This window comes from Microbacterium sp. Nx66 (genome assembly GCF_904066215.1).
Lineage (GTDB): Bacteria > Actinomycetota > Actinomycetes > Actinomycetales > Microbacteriaceae > Microbacterium > Microbacterium meiriae.
This window is the reverse complement of the sequence record NZ_LR880474.1, coordinates 1,801,005-1,816,414: the sequence shown is the minus strand read 5'-3', so window position 1 is coordinate 1,816,414 and position 15,410 is coordinate 1,801,005. Positions and strand designations below refer to the sequence as shown.

The window sequence follows — 15,410 nt, the reverse complement described above, 5'->3', positions numbered from 1 at the left end:
TCCGTGCGCAGATGCCTGAACTCGCGCGAACGCCTGTGCCAGCGGAGCCGGAGCGGTGCCGCGGCACGTTTCGATAGACTGGACGACGCCCTGGGCGGCGTTCCGGGGCGCAGACGACGAGCGGAGACTTATGTCCGGGCATTCCAAGTGGGCCACGACCAAGCACAAGAAGGCCGTCATCGACGCGCGCCGTGCGAAGTCCTGGGCCAAGCTCATCAAGAACATCGAGGTCGCGGCCAAGCTGGGCGGCGCCGATCTGCAGGGCAACCCGACGCTCTTCGACGCGGTGCTCAAGGCGAAGAAGACCTCCGTCCCCAAGGACAACATCGACCGTGCCATCAAGCGCGGTGCCGGCATCGGCGGCGAGGCCGTCGAGTACACCTCGATCATGTACGAGGGCTATGGGCCCAACGGCGTCGCGCTCATGATCGAGTGTCTGACCGACAACAAGAACCGCGCCGCGGCCGAGGTGCGCACGGCACTCAGCCGCAACGGCGGCACCCTCGCCGACCCGGGCAGTGTCGCGTACAACTTCAGCCGCAAGGGCGTCATCGTCGTCGGTTCCGAGGGCACCACCGAGGATGACGTGATGATGGCGGCGCTGGAGGCCGGCGCCGAGGAGATCGAGCCGCACGCCGAGGGCTTCGAGGTCATCACCGAGGCGAGCGATCTCGTGGCCGTCCGTTCCGCGTTGCAGGACGCCGGGATCGACTACGAGTCGGCCGACGTCGAGTTCGTGCCGAACCTCAAGGTCGAGATCGACGCCGAGACCGCCCGCAAGGTGTTCCGCCTCATCGATGCGCTCGAAGACAGCGAGGACGTGCAGAACGTCTTCAGCAACTTCGACCTGTCCGCCGAAGTCCAGGCGGAGCTCGAGAACGACGACGCCTAGGCGCGGCGCGAGTCGACGACGGCGCACGCGGCCTAGCCTGATCGGGTGACCACTTCGCTGCGCGTGCTCGGCATCGACCCCGGACTCACCCGGTGCGGTGTCGGGATCGTCGATGTCGACCGTGCCCGCCGCGGCACGCTGGTCCACGTGGGGGTGATCCGCTCCGCCCCGGATGCGGAGATCGGCGACCGCCTCGCCGTCGTCGCGGCGGGCATCCGCGCCGCGATCGCCGAGCACCGCCCCGATGCGGTCGCGGTCGAGAGGGTGTTCGCGCAGCAGAACACGCATACGGTCATGGGCACCGCGCAGGCGAGCGGTGTCGCGCTCCTGATCGCCGCAGAGGCGGGCCTGCCGGCGGCGACCCACACGCCGAGCGAGGTCAAGGCCGCCGTCACCGGGTACGGCTCCGCCGACAAGCGTCAGGTCCAGGCGATGATCGCGCGGATCCTGCGGTTGGATGCCCCTCCGCAGCCGGCCGACGCCGCCGATGCCCTGGCGATCGCCCTGTGTCACGCCTGGCGCCGCGGCGCCCCGGTATCGAGCCGCGCGGGCGGCGGCCTGACCCCCGCGCAGCGCGCATGGGCCGACGCGGAGCGTGTCGCTCGAACATATCTACGAGCCGGCTCCTAGACTGAGAGGATGATCTCCTCTCTGCACGGCACCGTGCTGCACACGACGCCGGACCAGGTCATCATCGACGTCGGCGGCGTGGGCTTCGCGGTCGCGGTCCCGGCCGATGTCGCCCACACCGCGACGGTGGGGGAGAAGCTCCTGCTGCACACGAGCCTCATCGTGCGGGAGGACTCGCTGTCCCTGTTCGGGTTCGCCGACCGCGGAGAGCTGGAGATCTTCAGCCTGCTGCTCAGCGTCACCGGGGTCGGTCCGAAGTCGGCGCTCGGCGTGCTGTCGCACCTCACCGCCGACCAGATCGCCGAGGCGGTGACCGCGGAGGACGACGCTCCGTTCCGTCGGGTCTCCGGCATCGGCCCGAAGACGGCCAAGCTCATCGTCGTGCAGCTCGCCGGCAAGGTGCAGCCCGTGGCTGCGCCGTCGGCTCCTGCGGCGGCCGGAGGCGGGGACGTCGTCACCCAGGTGACGGTGGCGCTCGTCGGGCTCGGCTGGTCGGAGAAGGTCGCAGCCGAGGCGGCGACCCAGACGGCGACGGATGCGACGGACACCGAGCGCGCGTCGGTCGCCCTCCTCCTGCGGCGTACGCTCGCGCTGCTCGGACCCGCGCAGGCAGGCCAGGGCCGTGGCTGACGCCCTCGATCCGACCGAGCCGACGGACGAGTCCGAACTCGCCATCGAGGGCGCCCTCCGCCCCTCGAGCCTCGACGAGTTCGTGGGGCAGCAGAAGGTGCGGGGACAGCTGCAGCTCCTCCTGGAGGCGGCCCGCATCCAATCGCGCCCTGCGGACCACATCCTGCTCGCCGGCCCTCCCGGACTCGGCAAGACGACGCTGGCGATGATCGTGGCGCACGAGAGCGAGCGTCCGCTGCGCATGTCCAGCGGGCCTGCGATCCAGCACGCCGGGGATCTGGCGGCGCTGCTGTCGAGCCTCGTGCCCGGCGAGGTCCTCTTCATCGACGAGATCCATCGCATGGCCCGGTCGGCGGAGGAGATGCTGTACCTCGCCATGGAGGACTACCGGATCGACATCATGGTCGGGAAGGGCGCGGGGGCGACCAGCATCCCGCTGGAGCTGTCTCCGTTCACCCTGGTCGGTGCCACCACGCGTTCCGGGCTGCTGCCCAATCCGCTGCGGGACCGGTTCGGTTTCACCGGGCACCTCGAGTTCTACGATGAGGGGGAGCTGGAGCGGGTGATCGGCCGTTCCGCTGCGGTGCTCGGCGTCGACCTCCCGACGGACTCGCTCTCCGAGATCGCGCGACGCTCCCGCGGGACCCCGCGCATCGCGAACCGGCTGCTGCGCCGCGTGCGCGACTATGCGCTCGTGCACGGTGGCGGCGAGGCGACGCTCAGCGGCGTGCGGGCGGCCCTCGACCTCTACGACGTGGACGCGATCGGACTGGACCGTCTGGACCGCGCGGTGCTGGAGGCCCTGGTGCGTCGGTTCCGCGGCGGACCGGTCGGCCTGAGCACGCTCGCGGTGGCGGTGGGAGAGGAGCCGGAGACGGTCGAGAGCGTGGTCGAGCCCTATCTCGTCCGGATCGGCTTCCTGGGCAGGACGCCCCGAGGGCGGGTCGCGACGCCGGAGGCCTACGACCACCTCGGTGTGGTGCACCCGGACGGGATGCTGAAGTTGGATGACCTATAATCGCTGAAGACTTCCCCGATACCGCTGTGCGCCCAAAGGCTGGTGCGTGCACCTGAGAAAGGCGCCATCCCCATGCCCATGGAATTTGTCCTCTTCGGACTCCTCGCCGTCCTGCTGATCTTCATGATCTTCAACACGCGCAAGCGCACCCGGCAGATGAAGGCCGAGCAGGAGGAGAAGGCGACCAAGACGGTGCCCGGCGCCAAGGTCCTGCTGCAGGGCGGCATCTACGGCACCATCGTCGCGTACGACGCCGAAGACCTCGATTCCCCGGCCCTCGTGGAGATCGCTCCCGGCACCGTCATCGAGGTGCACAGCCAGGCCATCCTCCGTGTCGTGGAGCCCAAGGACGCCATCGTCGACGCGCCTCTCGCCGGCGCGGACGACCACATCGTCGACGAGACCGCCGCTCCCGCGCTGGAGACGCCGGAGGAGACCCGCGCCCGCCTCGAGCGGGACGCCGACGACAAGTAGCACGCGGGCCGTCACGGCCTCCCGGATCACCGTCCTTCCAGAAAGCTGAACACACGTGGCTTCATCCTCTCCCGTCCGCCACGCCTGGCGGGTCCTCCTCGGCCTGCTCCTCGTGACGGGCGTGCTCTTCGGCATCAACGCGCTGGGTGTGTACGTCTTCAAGCAGAGCTCGTGGACACCCGAGCTCGCGCTCGATCTGCAGGGCGGCACCCAGATCGTCCTGAGCGCCGAGACCGAGGACGGAGCCGCGCCGACGCAGGAGCAGCTCGATCAGGCCGCGGCGATCATCCGTCAGCGTGTCGACGCCTCCGGCGTCGCCGAGGCCGACATCACCACCGAGGGCGGGCGCAACATCGTCGTCCAGATCCCCGGCGAGGCTGACGAGCAGACGCGGCAGCGCATCCAGTCCAGCGCTCAGCTCGAGTTCCGTCCGGTGCTCTACACCACGGCGGCGAGCACCGAGTTCGTCGGCGAGGACGGCAACTCCACGCCGTACCCGAGCCCGGACCCGTCGCTGAATGCGGAGCCCACGGCGGAGCCCACGGACGCCAGCGACCTCTCGTGGGTCACCGACAAGCTCGCGGCGGAGTTCCAGGCGTACGACTGCGCCAACCCCGCCAACGACCCGTCGAAGGCCCCGAAGGACGAGCCGGTGATCGCCTGCTCGCCCGATGACACGGCCAAGTTCATCCTGGGCCCGGCTGAGCTGGACGGCCGCGCGATCACCGACGCCACCGCGGGACGCGACCCGCGCTCCGGTGCCTGGATCGTGCAGCTCACCATGAACGGCGAGGGCGCGGACGCCTTCGGCCAGGTCAGCACCCGCCTCAACCAGAACCGCATCGACGGACTGTCGCCGCGCGACCAGTTCGCATTCGTGCTCGACGGCGAGGTCATCAGCGCACCGCGCATGAACGGCGTCATCCTCGACGGCCGTCCCAGCATCTCGGGCAGCTTCACGCAGGAGAGCGCGACGACCCTGGCCGACCAGCTCAAGTTCGGAGCCCTTCCGCTCAGCTTCGAGGTGCAGAGCTCGGACACGATCTCCGCGACCCTCGGCACCCAGCAGCTCCAGATCGGTCTGATCGCGGGCCTCATCGGTCTCGCGCTCGTGGCGGTGTACTCACTGCTGTCGTACCGGGCGCTCGGGACGGTGATCATCGCGTCGATCGCGGTGATGGCGGTGCTCACGTACATCGTCATCTGCATCCTGGCGTGGCGGATCGGCTTCCGGCTGTCGCTCGCCGGCGTCGCCGGCCTGATCGTGTCGATCGGCTTCACCGCGGACTCCTTCATCGTCTACTTCGAGCGCATCCGAGACGAACTGCGCGACGGCAAGTCCATCACCGGTGCCGTCGAGGACGGCTGGGGTCGGGCGAAGCGGACGATCTACATCTCCAAGTCCATCAACGTCCTGGCCGCCGTGGTGCTGTACATCCTCGCCGACTCGACGGTCAAGGGCTTCGCGTTCACCCTCGGCCTCACGACGGTCATCGACGTGCTGATCTTCGTCATCTTCACCCACCCGGTCATGCAGCTGCTCGCTCGTACGCGGTTCTTCGGCGGCGGGCACAAGCTCTCCGGCCTCGACCCCGAGGCCCTGGGTGCCGTGTACCGGAGCCGCTCGCAGTACCGCGAGGTCGCCACGGCGTCCGCGGGGCGCGGGGCGAAGAACGCGCGCTCGCGCGGAGAGGCGGACCGCCGGCAGACCATCGCCGAGCGCAAGCGGGCGGAGGCCCTCGCCGCCGAGAGACAGACCACGGCCGGAAGAGAGGGAGACAACTGATGCCTTCCATGAATGAGTTCGGCAACAACCTCTACACGGGCAAGACCTCCTTCCCGTTCGTCGGCCGCCGCCGCCTCTGGTTCATCATCGCGATCGCTCTGGTCGTCGGCTCGGCCCTCGTGCCGCTGTTCCGCCCGATCCAGTTCTCGATCGAGTTCACCGGCGGCTCGCAGTTCACGGTCGCCGCGCCCGACACCACGGATCAGGACACCGCGACCGAAGCGGTGCAGTCGGTGGTCCCCGGCGCCGCCACCAAGGTCGTCATCGTCAACGACCAGGACGTCCGGGTGCAGACCGATCAGATGACGGAGGCGGAGACACAGCAGGTGGCGGGCGCCCTCGCCGACGCCTACGGCGTCGAGCCCGATGCGGTCGCCTCCTCGTTCATCGGCCCGGCCTGGGGCGAGAGCGTCACCCGGCAGTCGCTGTGGGGCCTGGCGATCTTCCTCGCGCTGACCTTCCTCATCCTCGCCATCTACTTCCGCACCTGGAAGATGTCGGCGGCGGCGATCATCGGTCTGCTCGACGTGCTCGTGATCACGGTCGGCGTGTACGCCCTCGCCGGGTTCGAGATCTCGCCGGCGGCCGTCATCGGCTTCCTGACGATCCTCGCGTACTCCCTGTACGACACCACTGTCGTGTTCGACAAGATCAGGGAGAACACCACGGAGGACGGGGAGAAGACGTCGCGGCTGTTCGGGGAGTCGGTCAACCTCGCGGTGAACCAGACCCTCATCCGGTCGATCAACACCTCCGTGGTGGCGGCGCTGCCGGTCGGTGCGATCCTCTTCATCGGCGCCTTCTGGCTCGGTGCCGAGACGCTGACCGACATCTCGCTGTCGATCTTCGTGGGCATCCTCGTGGCGACGTACTCGACGCTCTTCGTGGCCGCGCCGCTGTACTCGCTGTTCCGCGAGAACGAGCCGCAGATCAAGGAGCGCGACGCCCGCATCCGTGCCGCACGGACCAAAGCGGCTGTCGACGCCTGACGCCCCCGCCGCGGGGCCGACCCCCGCTCAGCGCGCGTAGGATTGTCTGATTCGGAGGTGAGTGGATGGCGGAGCCGCAGACGGCATCGCAGGGTTCGAGTCTGCGACGGCTGGTGCCCCGCATCTTCTCGCGCGCGTCCCGGATCAACGATCTCGACAATCTGATCCGCACCGTCAGGGCCAACCACCCGAAGGGCGACTTCGCTGTCATCTCCCGCGCCTATGCCGTGGCGAAGGAGAAGCACGAGGGTCAGAAGCGGCAGAGCGGTGAGCCGTACATCACGCACCCGCTCGCCGTCGCGCAGATCCTCGCGGAGCTCGGTCTCGGACCGCGCGCGATCGCCGCCGCCCTGCTGCACGACACCGTCGAGGACACCGGTTACGCGCTCACCGATCTGACCGCCGAGTTCGGCGACGAGGTCGCGATGCTCGTCGACGGCGTCACCAAGCTCGACAAGGTCAAGTACGGCGAGAGCGCGCAGGCCGAGACCGTCCGCAAGATGATCGTCGCGATGTCGAAGGACATCCGGGTCCTGCTCATCAAGCTCGCCGACCGGCTTCACAACGCCCGCACCTGGGGCTTCGTCCCGCCGGAGAAGGCGGCGAAGAAGGCCAAGGAGACGCTGGAGATCTACGCGCCGCTGGCCAATCGCCTCGGCATCCAGGCGATCAAGTCGGAGCTCGAAGACCTGTCCTTCGCGGTCCTCCACCCGAAGATCTACAACGAGATCCACAGCCTCATCGCCCAGCGCACCCCGCAGCGCGAGAAGTACCTGAGCCAGGTCATCGAGGAGATCGACGAAGACCTCCGCGACCTGCGCATCCGCGGCAAGGTCGTCGGCCGGCCCAAGCAGCTGTACTCGGTGTATCAGAAGATGGTCATCCGCGGTCGCGAGTTCGACGACATCTACGATCTGATCGGGATCCGCGTCCTCGTCTCGTCCGTGCGCGACTGCTACGCCGTGCTCGGGGCCATCCACGCCCGCTGGACGCCGCTGCCCGGCCGGTTCAAGGACTACATCGCCACCCCGAAGTTCAACCTCTACCAATCGCTGCACACGACCGTGATCGGCCCGGCCGGTCGCACGGTCGAGATCCAGATCCGCACGCACGAGATGCACCACCAGGCGGAGTACGGCGTCGCCGCGCACTGGATGTACAAGGAGCGGATGAACGGCGGAGGCAAGGCCGAGGTCCGCGCCTCCGACACCGACATGGCGTGGCTCGCGCACATCTCCGACTGGCAGGCCGAGACGGCAGACCCCGGGGAGTTCCTCGACTCCCTGCGGTTCGAGATCGGCGCCAAGGAGGTCTACGTCTTCACGCCGAAGGGGCGCGTGATCGGTCTCCCGGCCGGCGCCACCCCGGTCGACTTCGCCTATGCCGTGCACACCGAGATCGGGCACCGCACCATGGGCGCCAAGGTCAACGGACGCCTGGTGCCGCTGGAGTCGGAGCTGAAGAGCGGCGACGTCGTCGAGGTCTTCACCTCCAAGAACCCCGACGCGGGGCCGAGCCAGGACTGGCTCGGGTTCGTCAAGAGCACCCGTGCCAGGAACAAGATCCGCGGCTGGTTCACCAAGGAGCGCCGCGAAGAGGCCATCGAGCAGGGCAAGGAGGCGATCGCCCGCGCGATGCGCCGGCAGAACCTCCCGCTGCAGCGTCTGATGAGCCAGGACTCGTTCACCGAGGTCGCTCACCAGATGCACTACGAGGACGTCTCGGGTCTCTACGCCGCTGTCGGCGAGGGCCACGTCTCGACCCAGTCGGTGCTGGAGAAGGTCACCGCGCTCGTCGCCACCGACGAGCCGACCACCGGGGCGATCGACCTTCCGGGAAGCGTCCAGACGCGAGAGTCGCGGGGCGGCGACTCCGGCGTGCTGGTGCGCGGTGCGAACGACATCCTCGTCAAGCTCGCGAAGTGCTGCACTCCGGTGCCCGGTGATCCCATCGTCGGCTTCGTCACCCGAGGGAGCGGTGTCTCCGTGCACCGGGCGGACTGCGTGAACGTGAAGGCTCTCAGCGGCGAGCAGGACCGCTTCGTCGAGGTCTCCTGGGCGCCGACGAAGAAGAGCGTGTTCCGTGTGCAGATCCAGGTGGAGGCCCTGGACCGCTCCGGCCTCCTCTCGGACGTCACGCGGGTGCTCAGCGAGCATCACGTGAACATCCTGTCGGCGACCGTGTCGACGACGGATGAGCGCCTGGCACTCAGTCGGTTCGTGTTCGAGATGGGTGACGCCGTGCACCTGGACCGCGTCCTGAACGCGGTGCGCCGGATCGACGCCGTCTACGACGTGTACCGCGTCACGTCCTCCTGACGAGCCGCTCCAACGCCGCGACACCACTGACGCTGCCGGGCACTCGGTGCCGGGCCCGGAGGTCGGCGATGGCGCCGTCGAGCGCGGTCGGGTCGACCTGGGCGAGGGCCTGCATCCACGGGAGCACACGGGGATCGCGGTGCAGCGCCGTGGCGAGGTCGCCCATCGTGCGCACCGGCGACGTCACGAAGATCCCGCCGAGGCGAGCCAGGTCCGCCGCGGGGACCAAGGTGTCGTGGAACGACACTCTGGTCTGCACCCGCGGGCGCACCCGGCGCTCCACGCAGCGTCGCACGTGGTGGATCGACGGCGGGGCATCGCGGGCGCCGTGGATCCAGGCGGCACTGGGCCCGCAGGCCGCTGCGCCCTCCTGGACGAGCGCGGCGATGCTCTGCGCCCGCACATCGGGGGACTCCGGCAGATCAGCCGGGATGTAGGCGTCACCGACCTCGACGACATGGCCGTCGAGCCGGGCGGCACTGAGCTCGCCCACGCTCAGGCGCGCGCCGGGCAGATACAGCAGAGCGGGGTGCATACCGCCAGTGTGGCGTGATGCACCCCGCTCATGCGGAGATCAGTGAACCTGTGGAGAGCTCAGCCGCCGAGGGCGTTGAGCCAGGCGCGACGGGCCTCGAGGGCGTCCGCTGCCTCCTTGGCGGCCTTGCTGTCCCCGGCCTTCTCGGCGGCGGCCAGTTCGGCCTCGAGCTTCTCGATGGCCTCGTGGAGCTGCGAGCTCATGTCGTTCGCCCGCGCCTTGGTCTCGGGGTTGTTCTTCTTCCAGTCGACGTCCTCGCGCGCCTTGAGTGCCTGCTCGATGACGCGGAGCTTGTCGTCGAGTGCGCGCTCCTTGTCGCGCGGGAAGATGCGTCCGACCTCGTCCCACTCGCGCTGGATACGCGTGAGCAGGGCGCGGGCGCGCTTGATGTTCGGCTCGTCGGCGACCGCCTTCGCCTGCTCGAGCAGCGCCTGCCGGGCCTCGATCTTCGGAGCCGAGTCGGCCTCCTCCACAGCGGCCTGCTCGGCACGGGCGGCGTAGAGCGCGTCTCCGGCGGCCTTGAACCGTGCCCACAGGGCGTCGTCGGCCTTGCGTCCGGCGCGACCGGCCGTCTTCCACTCGTCCAGGAGGGAGCGGTAGGCGGGGATGCCGTCGACCCCGCGCGGGGCCAGGGCCTCGGCGCGCTCGACCAGTCGGGACTTCGCGTCGCGCGCCGCCTTGTGCGCATCGTCGAGCTCGGAGTAGAACGCCCGGCGGTGCTTGTCGACGACGGCCCTGGCATCGCGGAACCGCTTCCAGAGCTGCTGCGAGACGCCCTTCGACAGGCGCGGACCGTTCTGCTGCTGCGCCTGCCAGGACTCGAACAGCTCGTTGAGCTCGGCGGTCACCTGCTTCCACTGGACCTTGCTCAGGTCGCGGGCGGCGATGGCTTCGGCACGCTCGACGAGGGCGGTGCGCTCGGCGACGGCCTGCTCGACGAGCTCCTTCGCCTGCTGCGCCTCCTGAGCGGTGGCCTCGGACAGCGACGCGGTCAGTGCGGTGAGGCGGTCGCGGAGGCCGGCGAGGTCGCCGACGGCCGCGGCATCCGTAGCTTCGTCGATGAGGTGGGCGGCCTGCTTGGACAGGTCGCTCGCCGAGGCGCCGCCGGCCTGGTGACGCTGCTCGAGGGCGACGACCTTGAAGGCGATGTCGTCGTACTTGCGGACGAAGTAGGCCAGGGCCTCGTCGGGAGTGCCGTCCGGGTACTGACCGACGACGCGCCAGGACTCGCCCTCGCGCACCTCGACAGTGCCGTCTTCGGAGACCCGGCCCCATTCGCCGGCGGAGGAGACCGGGGTCGGCTTCGCCGCGGCCGGCGCGACGGCGGCCGGTGTCGGCGCCTTTCGCGGCAGCGGCACGGCGGGCGGGGTGGGAACGGGCGGGGTCGGCTTCGCGGGCTCGTTGGCAGACACGGTGATTCTCCTTGCGCGGTCACGCCGCGGGAGGCGGAAAGGACGAGGCTCAGCCTAGTACGCCCTCTTCGATCCGCGAGACCCCGTCTTCCCGCCGAGACCCCGTGCTTCGTGCGCGAACGAGGCGGGGTCTCGACGGCGACCCGGGGTCTCGACGAAGTGGGACGTTACCGTTTCGTGAGCAGAACGTTCGACGCAGGAAACACTCCGCGTCATCTCCGGGTAACACGGCGCTCCTATCGTCGCGACCACGACAGTCCCCAGGTCGACAGGAGTTCCATGGACGACAACGCAGCGCGCACAGCGGAGATCGTCGTCGTGGGGGCGGGCGTTGCGGCGCACCGCTTCGTCGCGCGGATGCTGGAGGATCCGGAGCGGGACGTGCGGATCACGGTGTTCGGAGACGAGGGGCGGCTGCCTTATGACCGCTCCGGGCTGGCGCGGGTGGTCGCGGGCGCCGCGGCATCGGGCATCGATCTCGACCGGGCGCCGTTCCGCGACGATCGGGTGCGGTTGATCGACGACGACCGGGTGCTGCGTATCGACAGGGCGGGACGCCGCGTGCGGACCCGTTCGCGCCGCTGGTACGACTACGACGCGCTCGTCCTGGCGACCGGGACCCACGCCCGCCCGCTCGAGGTGCCAGGCATCCGCGCTCGTGGGGCCTTCACCTTCCGCGCGATGGAAGACGCACAGACCCTGCGCGCGTTCCTGGCCATCCGCAGGACGGAGCTGCCACGTGCCCTCCGAGCGGTGGTGGTCGGCGGAGACGAGTCCGGGGTCGACGTTGCGCTCGCTCTGGACGAGGCCGGAGTGCAGACGACCCTCGTCGCCACCGCGGATCGGCTGCTTCCCTCCGTGCTGTCGGCGCCGGCTGCGGCGGCGCTGCGGCGGGTCATGGAGGCACGCGGGATCACCGTGCGGACCCGGACGCGGCTGACGCGCGTCGATCCCGACGAGGCCGGTGCCGTCACCGCGGTCGAGTTCCAGGACGGGACCTTCGCCCGGGCGGACCTCGTCGTGACGACCGGTGCACGGGCCAGAGACGAACTCGCGCGCAACGCCGGTCTCCCGGTGCGCCAGGGCGGAGGCGTGATCGTGGATGCCGCCGGACAGACAGAGGATGAGCGGATCCTCGCCATCGGGGACGTCGCGGTGGGAGTCGGTCAGCTCGAGCGGGGCGTCGAAGCCGCATGCTCCTCCGCGGACCGTGCGGTCGCCGCCCTGTGCGGTGCTCCGCTCACGGACCGAGGACCGCGGCGCTGGTACGGACGGCCCGGTGGCATCGACCTCGCCGTCCTGCGGATCGACGACGTCCGTGGGTCGGCCTTCGCCGTCCCGCTGTCCGCCCTCGACGGACGCCGTTTCGGAGAGATCCTGCTCTCCGCAGATGCGCGTCAGGTGTACGGAACGACGACGATCGGCGAACAGGGTGAGGCATGGCTGGCGCGGTTCTCGCGCGATGACACCGATCGGCGCGCGGAGGTTCGCGTGCTTCTGGCTTCGGCAGCGTCCGACGACCGCGCGGACGAATGCGGCCACGGTCTCCTGACGCTCCCGCTGGACGCGCTGAGTGTCGAGCTGGATCGCCGGGGGATCCGGACGTTCGCCGATGCCCTGGCCGCAGCGGGGGAGAGCCGTGACTGCGGACCCTGCCTCCGCCGTCTGGCGGTTGCGCTGCTGCAGCGTGACCCCGCCCCTGCCGACACCCCCGACCGCCGACCGGGCGTCCGCCTCCGTGGTTCGGCCGCCGCTTCCGTCGTCGACGTCGAGGTCGAGGTCGGGAGGGAGATCGACGCTGCGCTCCTCCTCGTGATCGGCCGCCTGGCCCAGCGTCACGACGCCACGATCGGTCTCGGCGAGGGGACGATCACCGTCGGGGGGATCCGGGGCGGCGACCTCCCGCGAGTGCTGGCGGGCCTCCGGGCCGCAGGCGCGGTGATCCGGACCTCGGAGCCGGAAGCCGGCGGGCGCCACCCGATGACGCCGTTGGTCGGACCCGCGGACGGGGGAACCCGCCGGCGTCGAGACCTGGACCGCAGCGGCACAGGGACGGCGGCGGGAGTGCGGTCCGCAGAGGGGGCGAGATGAGCGCGCCCACCCGCGTGGCCCCGGCACTCGTGGGTTCCCGCATCGCGGTCGCCGAGGTGGCACGGCCGGTGCGGCCCGAGCCCGTCGACGCCGACGCGCTCCTGCACGCCCTCACCGGCAGCGGGGCGGAGGTCGTGCGGATCGTGTCACTGCGGGACGATCAGGCGATCCCCGCCGGCACGAAGCGAACGGCGCACCGCATCGCGACCGGCCAGGTCGACGCTGTGCTGTTCCCCGCCGCCGAAGGCGTGCCAGGCCTCCTGACGATCTTCGAGCGCCTCGGCATGCTCGATGCGGTGCGTGCTCGCGCGCGGGCTTCGCGGTTGCTCCTGGCGACCGCCGACCTCACAGCGACGGCTCAGCTGGCGGAGCTCGGACTGGCCGCGTCCACAGCGTGCGGGCCGACGGCGGAAGACCTCGCCCGCACGGTCATCGATCACTTCGCCCGCGCGGGGCGCGAACGGCGGACGGACGTCGGCGACGTGGCGGTACGCAGCGGGGGCATTCTCATCGACGGCGTGTTCGTCCCGCTCTCCCGCGGAGCCGTGAGCGTCATGGAAGCGCTGTTCGTGGCCGACGGGCGGGTGCTCAGCCGGACGGAGATCGGGCAGGTGCTCCCGGGCGGGCGGCGGAGTCCTCGAGCCGTCGAGGTCGCTGTGGCGCGGCTCCGCGAGGCCCTCGGCGACGTCGACCTCGTGCAGACCGTGGTCAAGCGCGGCTATCGACTCGCGGTGCTCGACGACTGATCCCGCCGGATCGGTTCACTCCGAGGGAGTGGCGGGCGCGGTCGGAGCCTCCGTCGGGGTATCGGTCGGCGCCGGGGACGGTTCGATCGAGGAGGTGGGCGAGGGCGACGGCGTCGGTTCCGGAGCGGTCACCTGCGCATGCACGACCTGGCTGACGATCGCGCCCACGACGATGAGGGCGCCGACGGTGATCGCGATGGCGTTGTCGCGGGTACGTCGGCGGATCTGGTCCTGGTGCCAGCGGGTGCGAGCGGTGTGCAGCCGAGCGCGCTCCGCCTCGGTGCGTGTCTGCGCCTTCTTGGAACCGCGTGCGGCCATGCCCTGCTTCTCCCGTCCGACGCCGGTCCACGACGTCGCCTGAGAGCCTACCGGGGCGCCGGCCTCGCCTCGTGTCCCCGGCCGCCGTTAGCCTGGAGGAATGTCCTCTCCCTCCGCCCTGCTCTCCGGGCAGACACCGCTCGCCGTGCGCATGCGTCCGGTGTCGCTGGAAGAGGTCGCGGGACAGCGCCACCTGCTGCGGGCCGGGTCGCCCATCGTCGCCCTCGCCGATCCGGAGGCCAGCTCGCCCGGTGCGGTGTCGATCATCCTCTGGGGCCCGCCCGGCACCGGGAAGACCACGCTCGCCCAGGCCATCGCCCGGTCCTCCGGCCGCCGGTTCGTCGAGCTCTCGGCCATCACCGCCGGCGTGAAGGACGTGCGGGAGGTCATGCAGGAGGCGATCACCCAGCGCGACCTCTACGGGCAGACGACGATCCTCTTCCTCGACGAGATCCACCGCTTCACCAAGGCCCAGCAGGACGCCCTGCTGCCCGGCGTGGAGAACGGCTGGGTCATCCTCATCGCCGCCACCACGGAGAACCCCTCGTTCTCGGTGATCTCGCCTCTGCTGTCCCGGTCGCTGCTGCTCACCCTGCAGCCGCTCACCGATGACGACATCGGCATGCTCGTGGATCGGGCGGTGTCGGACGCCCGCGGACTCGGAGGCGCGGTCGCGCTCACCGACGAGGCGCGGTCGGCCCTCATCCGCCTCGCGTCGGGGGACGCCCGTCGCGCCCTCACGGGGCTGGAGGCCGCCGCCGCGGTGGCGCTCTCGCACGCGGCGACGGCCGACGACGACAGCGAGGACCAGGAGTCGACCGTCCCCGAGGTCACCGCCGACGATGTGGCGCAGGCCGTCGACAAGGCTCTGCTCCGCTACGACCGGCAGGGCGACGAGCACTATGACGTCATCAGCGCCTTCATCAAGTCGATCCGAGGCTCCGACCCGGACGCCGCGCTGCACTACCTCGCCCGCATGATCGAGGCGGGGGAGGACCCGCGGTTCATCGCCCGGCGGCTCGTCATCTCCGCGTCCGAGGACGTCGGGCTCGCCGACCCCCAGGCGCTCGGCATCGCCGTGGCCGCCGCCGACGCCGTGGCCTTCATCGGGATGCCGGAGGGACGCATCCCGCTCGCGGAGGCCACCGTGTACCTGGCCACGACCGCGAAGTCGAACGCGGCGTATGTCGGCATCGACGCGGCCATCGCCGACATCCGGGCCGGAGGGTTCGGGCGCGTGCCGCTGCACCTCCGCGACGCCCACTACCCGGGGGCCAAGCGCCTGGGCCACGGCCGCGGCTATCGCTACGCGCACGACAGCGAGTTCGGGATCGTGCCGCAGCAGTACCTGCCGGACGAGCTCGACGGACGCCACTACTACGAGCCGAAGAACCTGGGCGCGGAGCGCGACATCAGTGCACGGCTGGAGCGCATCCGCCGGATCCTCGGCGACCGGTGATCCGCGGGCCTCGGGTGTCTGCCGTCGTCTGTTATACTTGAGCGGCTCGAAACCGTGTTTTCGGGCATCTCCTCGTTCACACCCCACCTCGACGGCACCCCGGCGTGCGCCC

The 15,410-nt window shown here is 70.3% G+C and carries 14 protein-coding genes; 11 read left to right on the top strand and 3 right to left on the bottom strand.

The annotated features are described in order from the left end of the window. The first annotated feature begins 130 nt into the window (after window positions 1-130). The 8 genes from MICNX66_RS08590 to MICNX66_RS08555 all read left to right on the top strand — a co-directional run bounded on the left by MICNX66_RS08590 (window position 131) and on the right by MICNX66_RS08555 (window position 8,737). Complete coding sequence (locus tag MICNX66_RS08590; RefSeq protein ID WP_187661527.1) at window positions 131-892, top strand: YebC/PmpR family DNA-binding transcriptional regulator; 762 nt, start codon at window positions 131-133, stop codon at window positions 890-892. Between the two features lie 45 nt (window positions 893-937). Further along, the gene (gene ruvC / locus MICNX66_RS08585) at window positions 938-1,522 is read left to right on the top strand and encodes a crossover junction endodeoxyribonuclease RuvC (RefSeq protein WP_187661526.1); all 585 of its coding nucleotides are present in this window, start codon (window positions 938-940) and stop codon (window positions 1,520-1,522) included. 9 nt (window positions 1,523-1,531) lie between these two features. Beyond that, entirely contained in the window at window positions 1,532-2,152 is a 621-nt protein-coding gene (ruvA, locus tag MICNX66_RS08580) for a Holliday junction branch migration protein RuvA (RefSeq protein ID WP_187661525.1), read from the top strand. Beyond that, the gene (gene ruvB, locus MICNX66_RS08575) at window positions 2,145-3,170 is read left to right on the top strand and encodes a Holliday junction branch migration DNA helicase RuvB (RefSeq protein ID WP_187661524.1); all 1,026 of its coding nucleotides are present in this window, start codon (window positions 2,145-2,147) and stop codon (window positions 3,168-3,170) included. The genes ruvA and ruvB overlap by 8 nt, the downstream gene beginning before the upstream one ends. 72 nt (window positions 3,171-3,242) lie before the next feature. Continuing rightward, the gene (locus MICNX66_RS08570) at window positions 3,243-3,644 is read left to right on the top strand and encodes a preprotein translocase subunit YajC (RefSeq protein ID WP_327036709.1); all 402 of its coding nucleotides are present in this window, start codon (window positions 3,243-3,245) and stop codon (window positions 3,642-3,644) included. A gap of 55 nt (window positions 3,645-3,699) precedes the next feature. Beyond that, a complete protein-coding gene (gene secD / locus MICNX66_RS08565) occupies window positions 3,700-5,430 on the top strand; it encodes a protein translocase subunit SecD (RefSeq protein WP_187661523.1) in 1,731 nt (576 codons plus the stop codon). Then, a complete protein-coding gene (gene secF, locus MICNX66_RS08560; protein WP_187661522.1) occupies window positions 5,430-6,419 on the top strand; it encodes a protein translocase subunit SecF in 990 nt (329 codons plus the stop codon). Before secD ends, secF begins: the two co-directional genes overlap by 1 nt. A 65-nt stretch (window positions 6,420-6,484) precedes the next feature. Further along, window positions 6,485-8,737, top strand: coding sequence for a RelA/SpoT family protein (locus tag MICNX66_RS08555; RefSeq protein ID WP_187661521.1), 2,253 nt, complete (start codon window positions 6,485-6,487; stop codon window positions 8,735-8,737). Here MICNX66_RS08555 and MICNX66_RS08550 read toward each other — a convergent pair. Further along, window positions 8,724-9,272, bottom strand: a complete 549-nt coding sequence (locus MICNX66_RS08550; protein ID WP_187661520.1) for a type IV toxin-antitoxin system AbiEi family antitoxin — start codon at window positions 9,270-9,272, stop codon at window positions 8,724-8,726. The genes MICNX66_RS08555 and MICNX66_RS08550 overlap by 14 nt on opposite strands. Window positions 9,273-9,331: 59 nt before the next feature. After that, the gene (locus MICNX66_RS08545; protein WP_187661519.1) at window positions 9,332-10,684 is read right to left on the bottom strand and encodes a DUF349 domain-containing protein; all 1,353 of its coding nucleotides are present in this window, start codon (window positions 10,682-10,684) and stop codon (window positions 9,332-9,334) included. 279 nt (window positions 10,685-10,963) lie between these two features. Here MICNX66_RS08545 and MICNX66_RS08540 point away from each other — a divergent pair, with 279 nt between their 5' ends. Continuing rightward, window positions 10,964-12,775 carry an NAD(P)/FAD-dependent oxidoreductase gene (locus MICNX66_RS08540; RefSeq protein WP_187661518.1) on the top strand — a complete coding sequence of 604 codons (1,812 nt, stop codon included), beginning with the start codon at window positions 10,964-10,966 and terminating at the stop codon, window positions 12,773-12,775. Further along, window positions 12,772-13,521, top strand: a complete 750-nt coding sequence (locus tag MICNX66_RS08535) for a winged helix-turn-helix domain-containing protein (RefSeq protein WP_187661517.1) — start codon at window positions 12,772-12,774, stop codon at window positions 13,519-13,521. The genes MICNX66_RS08540 and MICNX66_RS08535 overlap by 4 nt, the downstream gene beginning before the upstream one ends. Window positions 13,522-13,536: 15 nt before the next feature. Here the strand turns inward: MICNX66_RS08535 and MICNX66_RS08530 are convergent, their stop codons facing one another. Continuing rightward, complete coding sequence (locus MICNX66_RS08530) at window positions 13,537-13,839, bottom strand: hypothetical protein (protein WP_187661516.1); 303 nt, start codon at window positions 13,837-13,839, stop codon at window positions 13,537-13,539. 100 nt (window positions 13,840-13,939) lie between these two features. On the opposite strand from MICNX66_RS08530, the gene MICNX66_RS08525 reads away from it, so the two are divergent. After that, window positions 13,940-15,298, top strand: a complete 1,359-nt coding sequence (locus MICNX66_RS08525; protein ID WP_187661515.1) for a replication-associated recombination protein A — start codon at window positions 13,940-13,942, stop codon at window positions 15,296-15,298. Window positions 15,299-15,410: the final 112 nt, after the last annotated feature.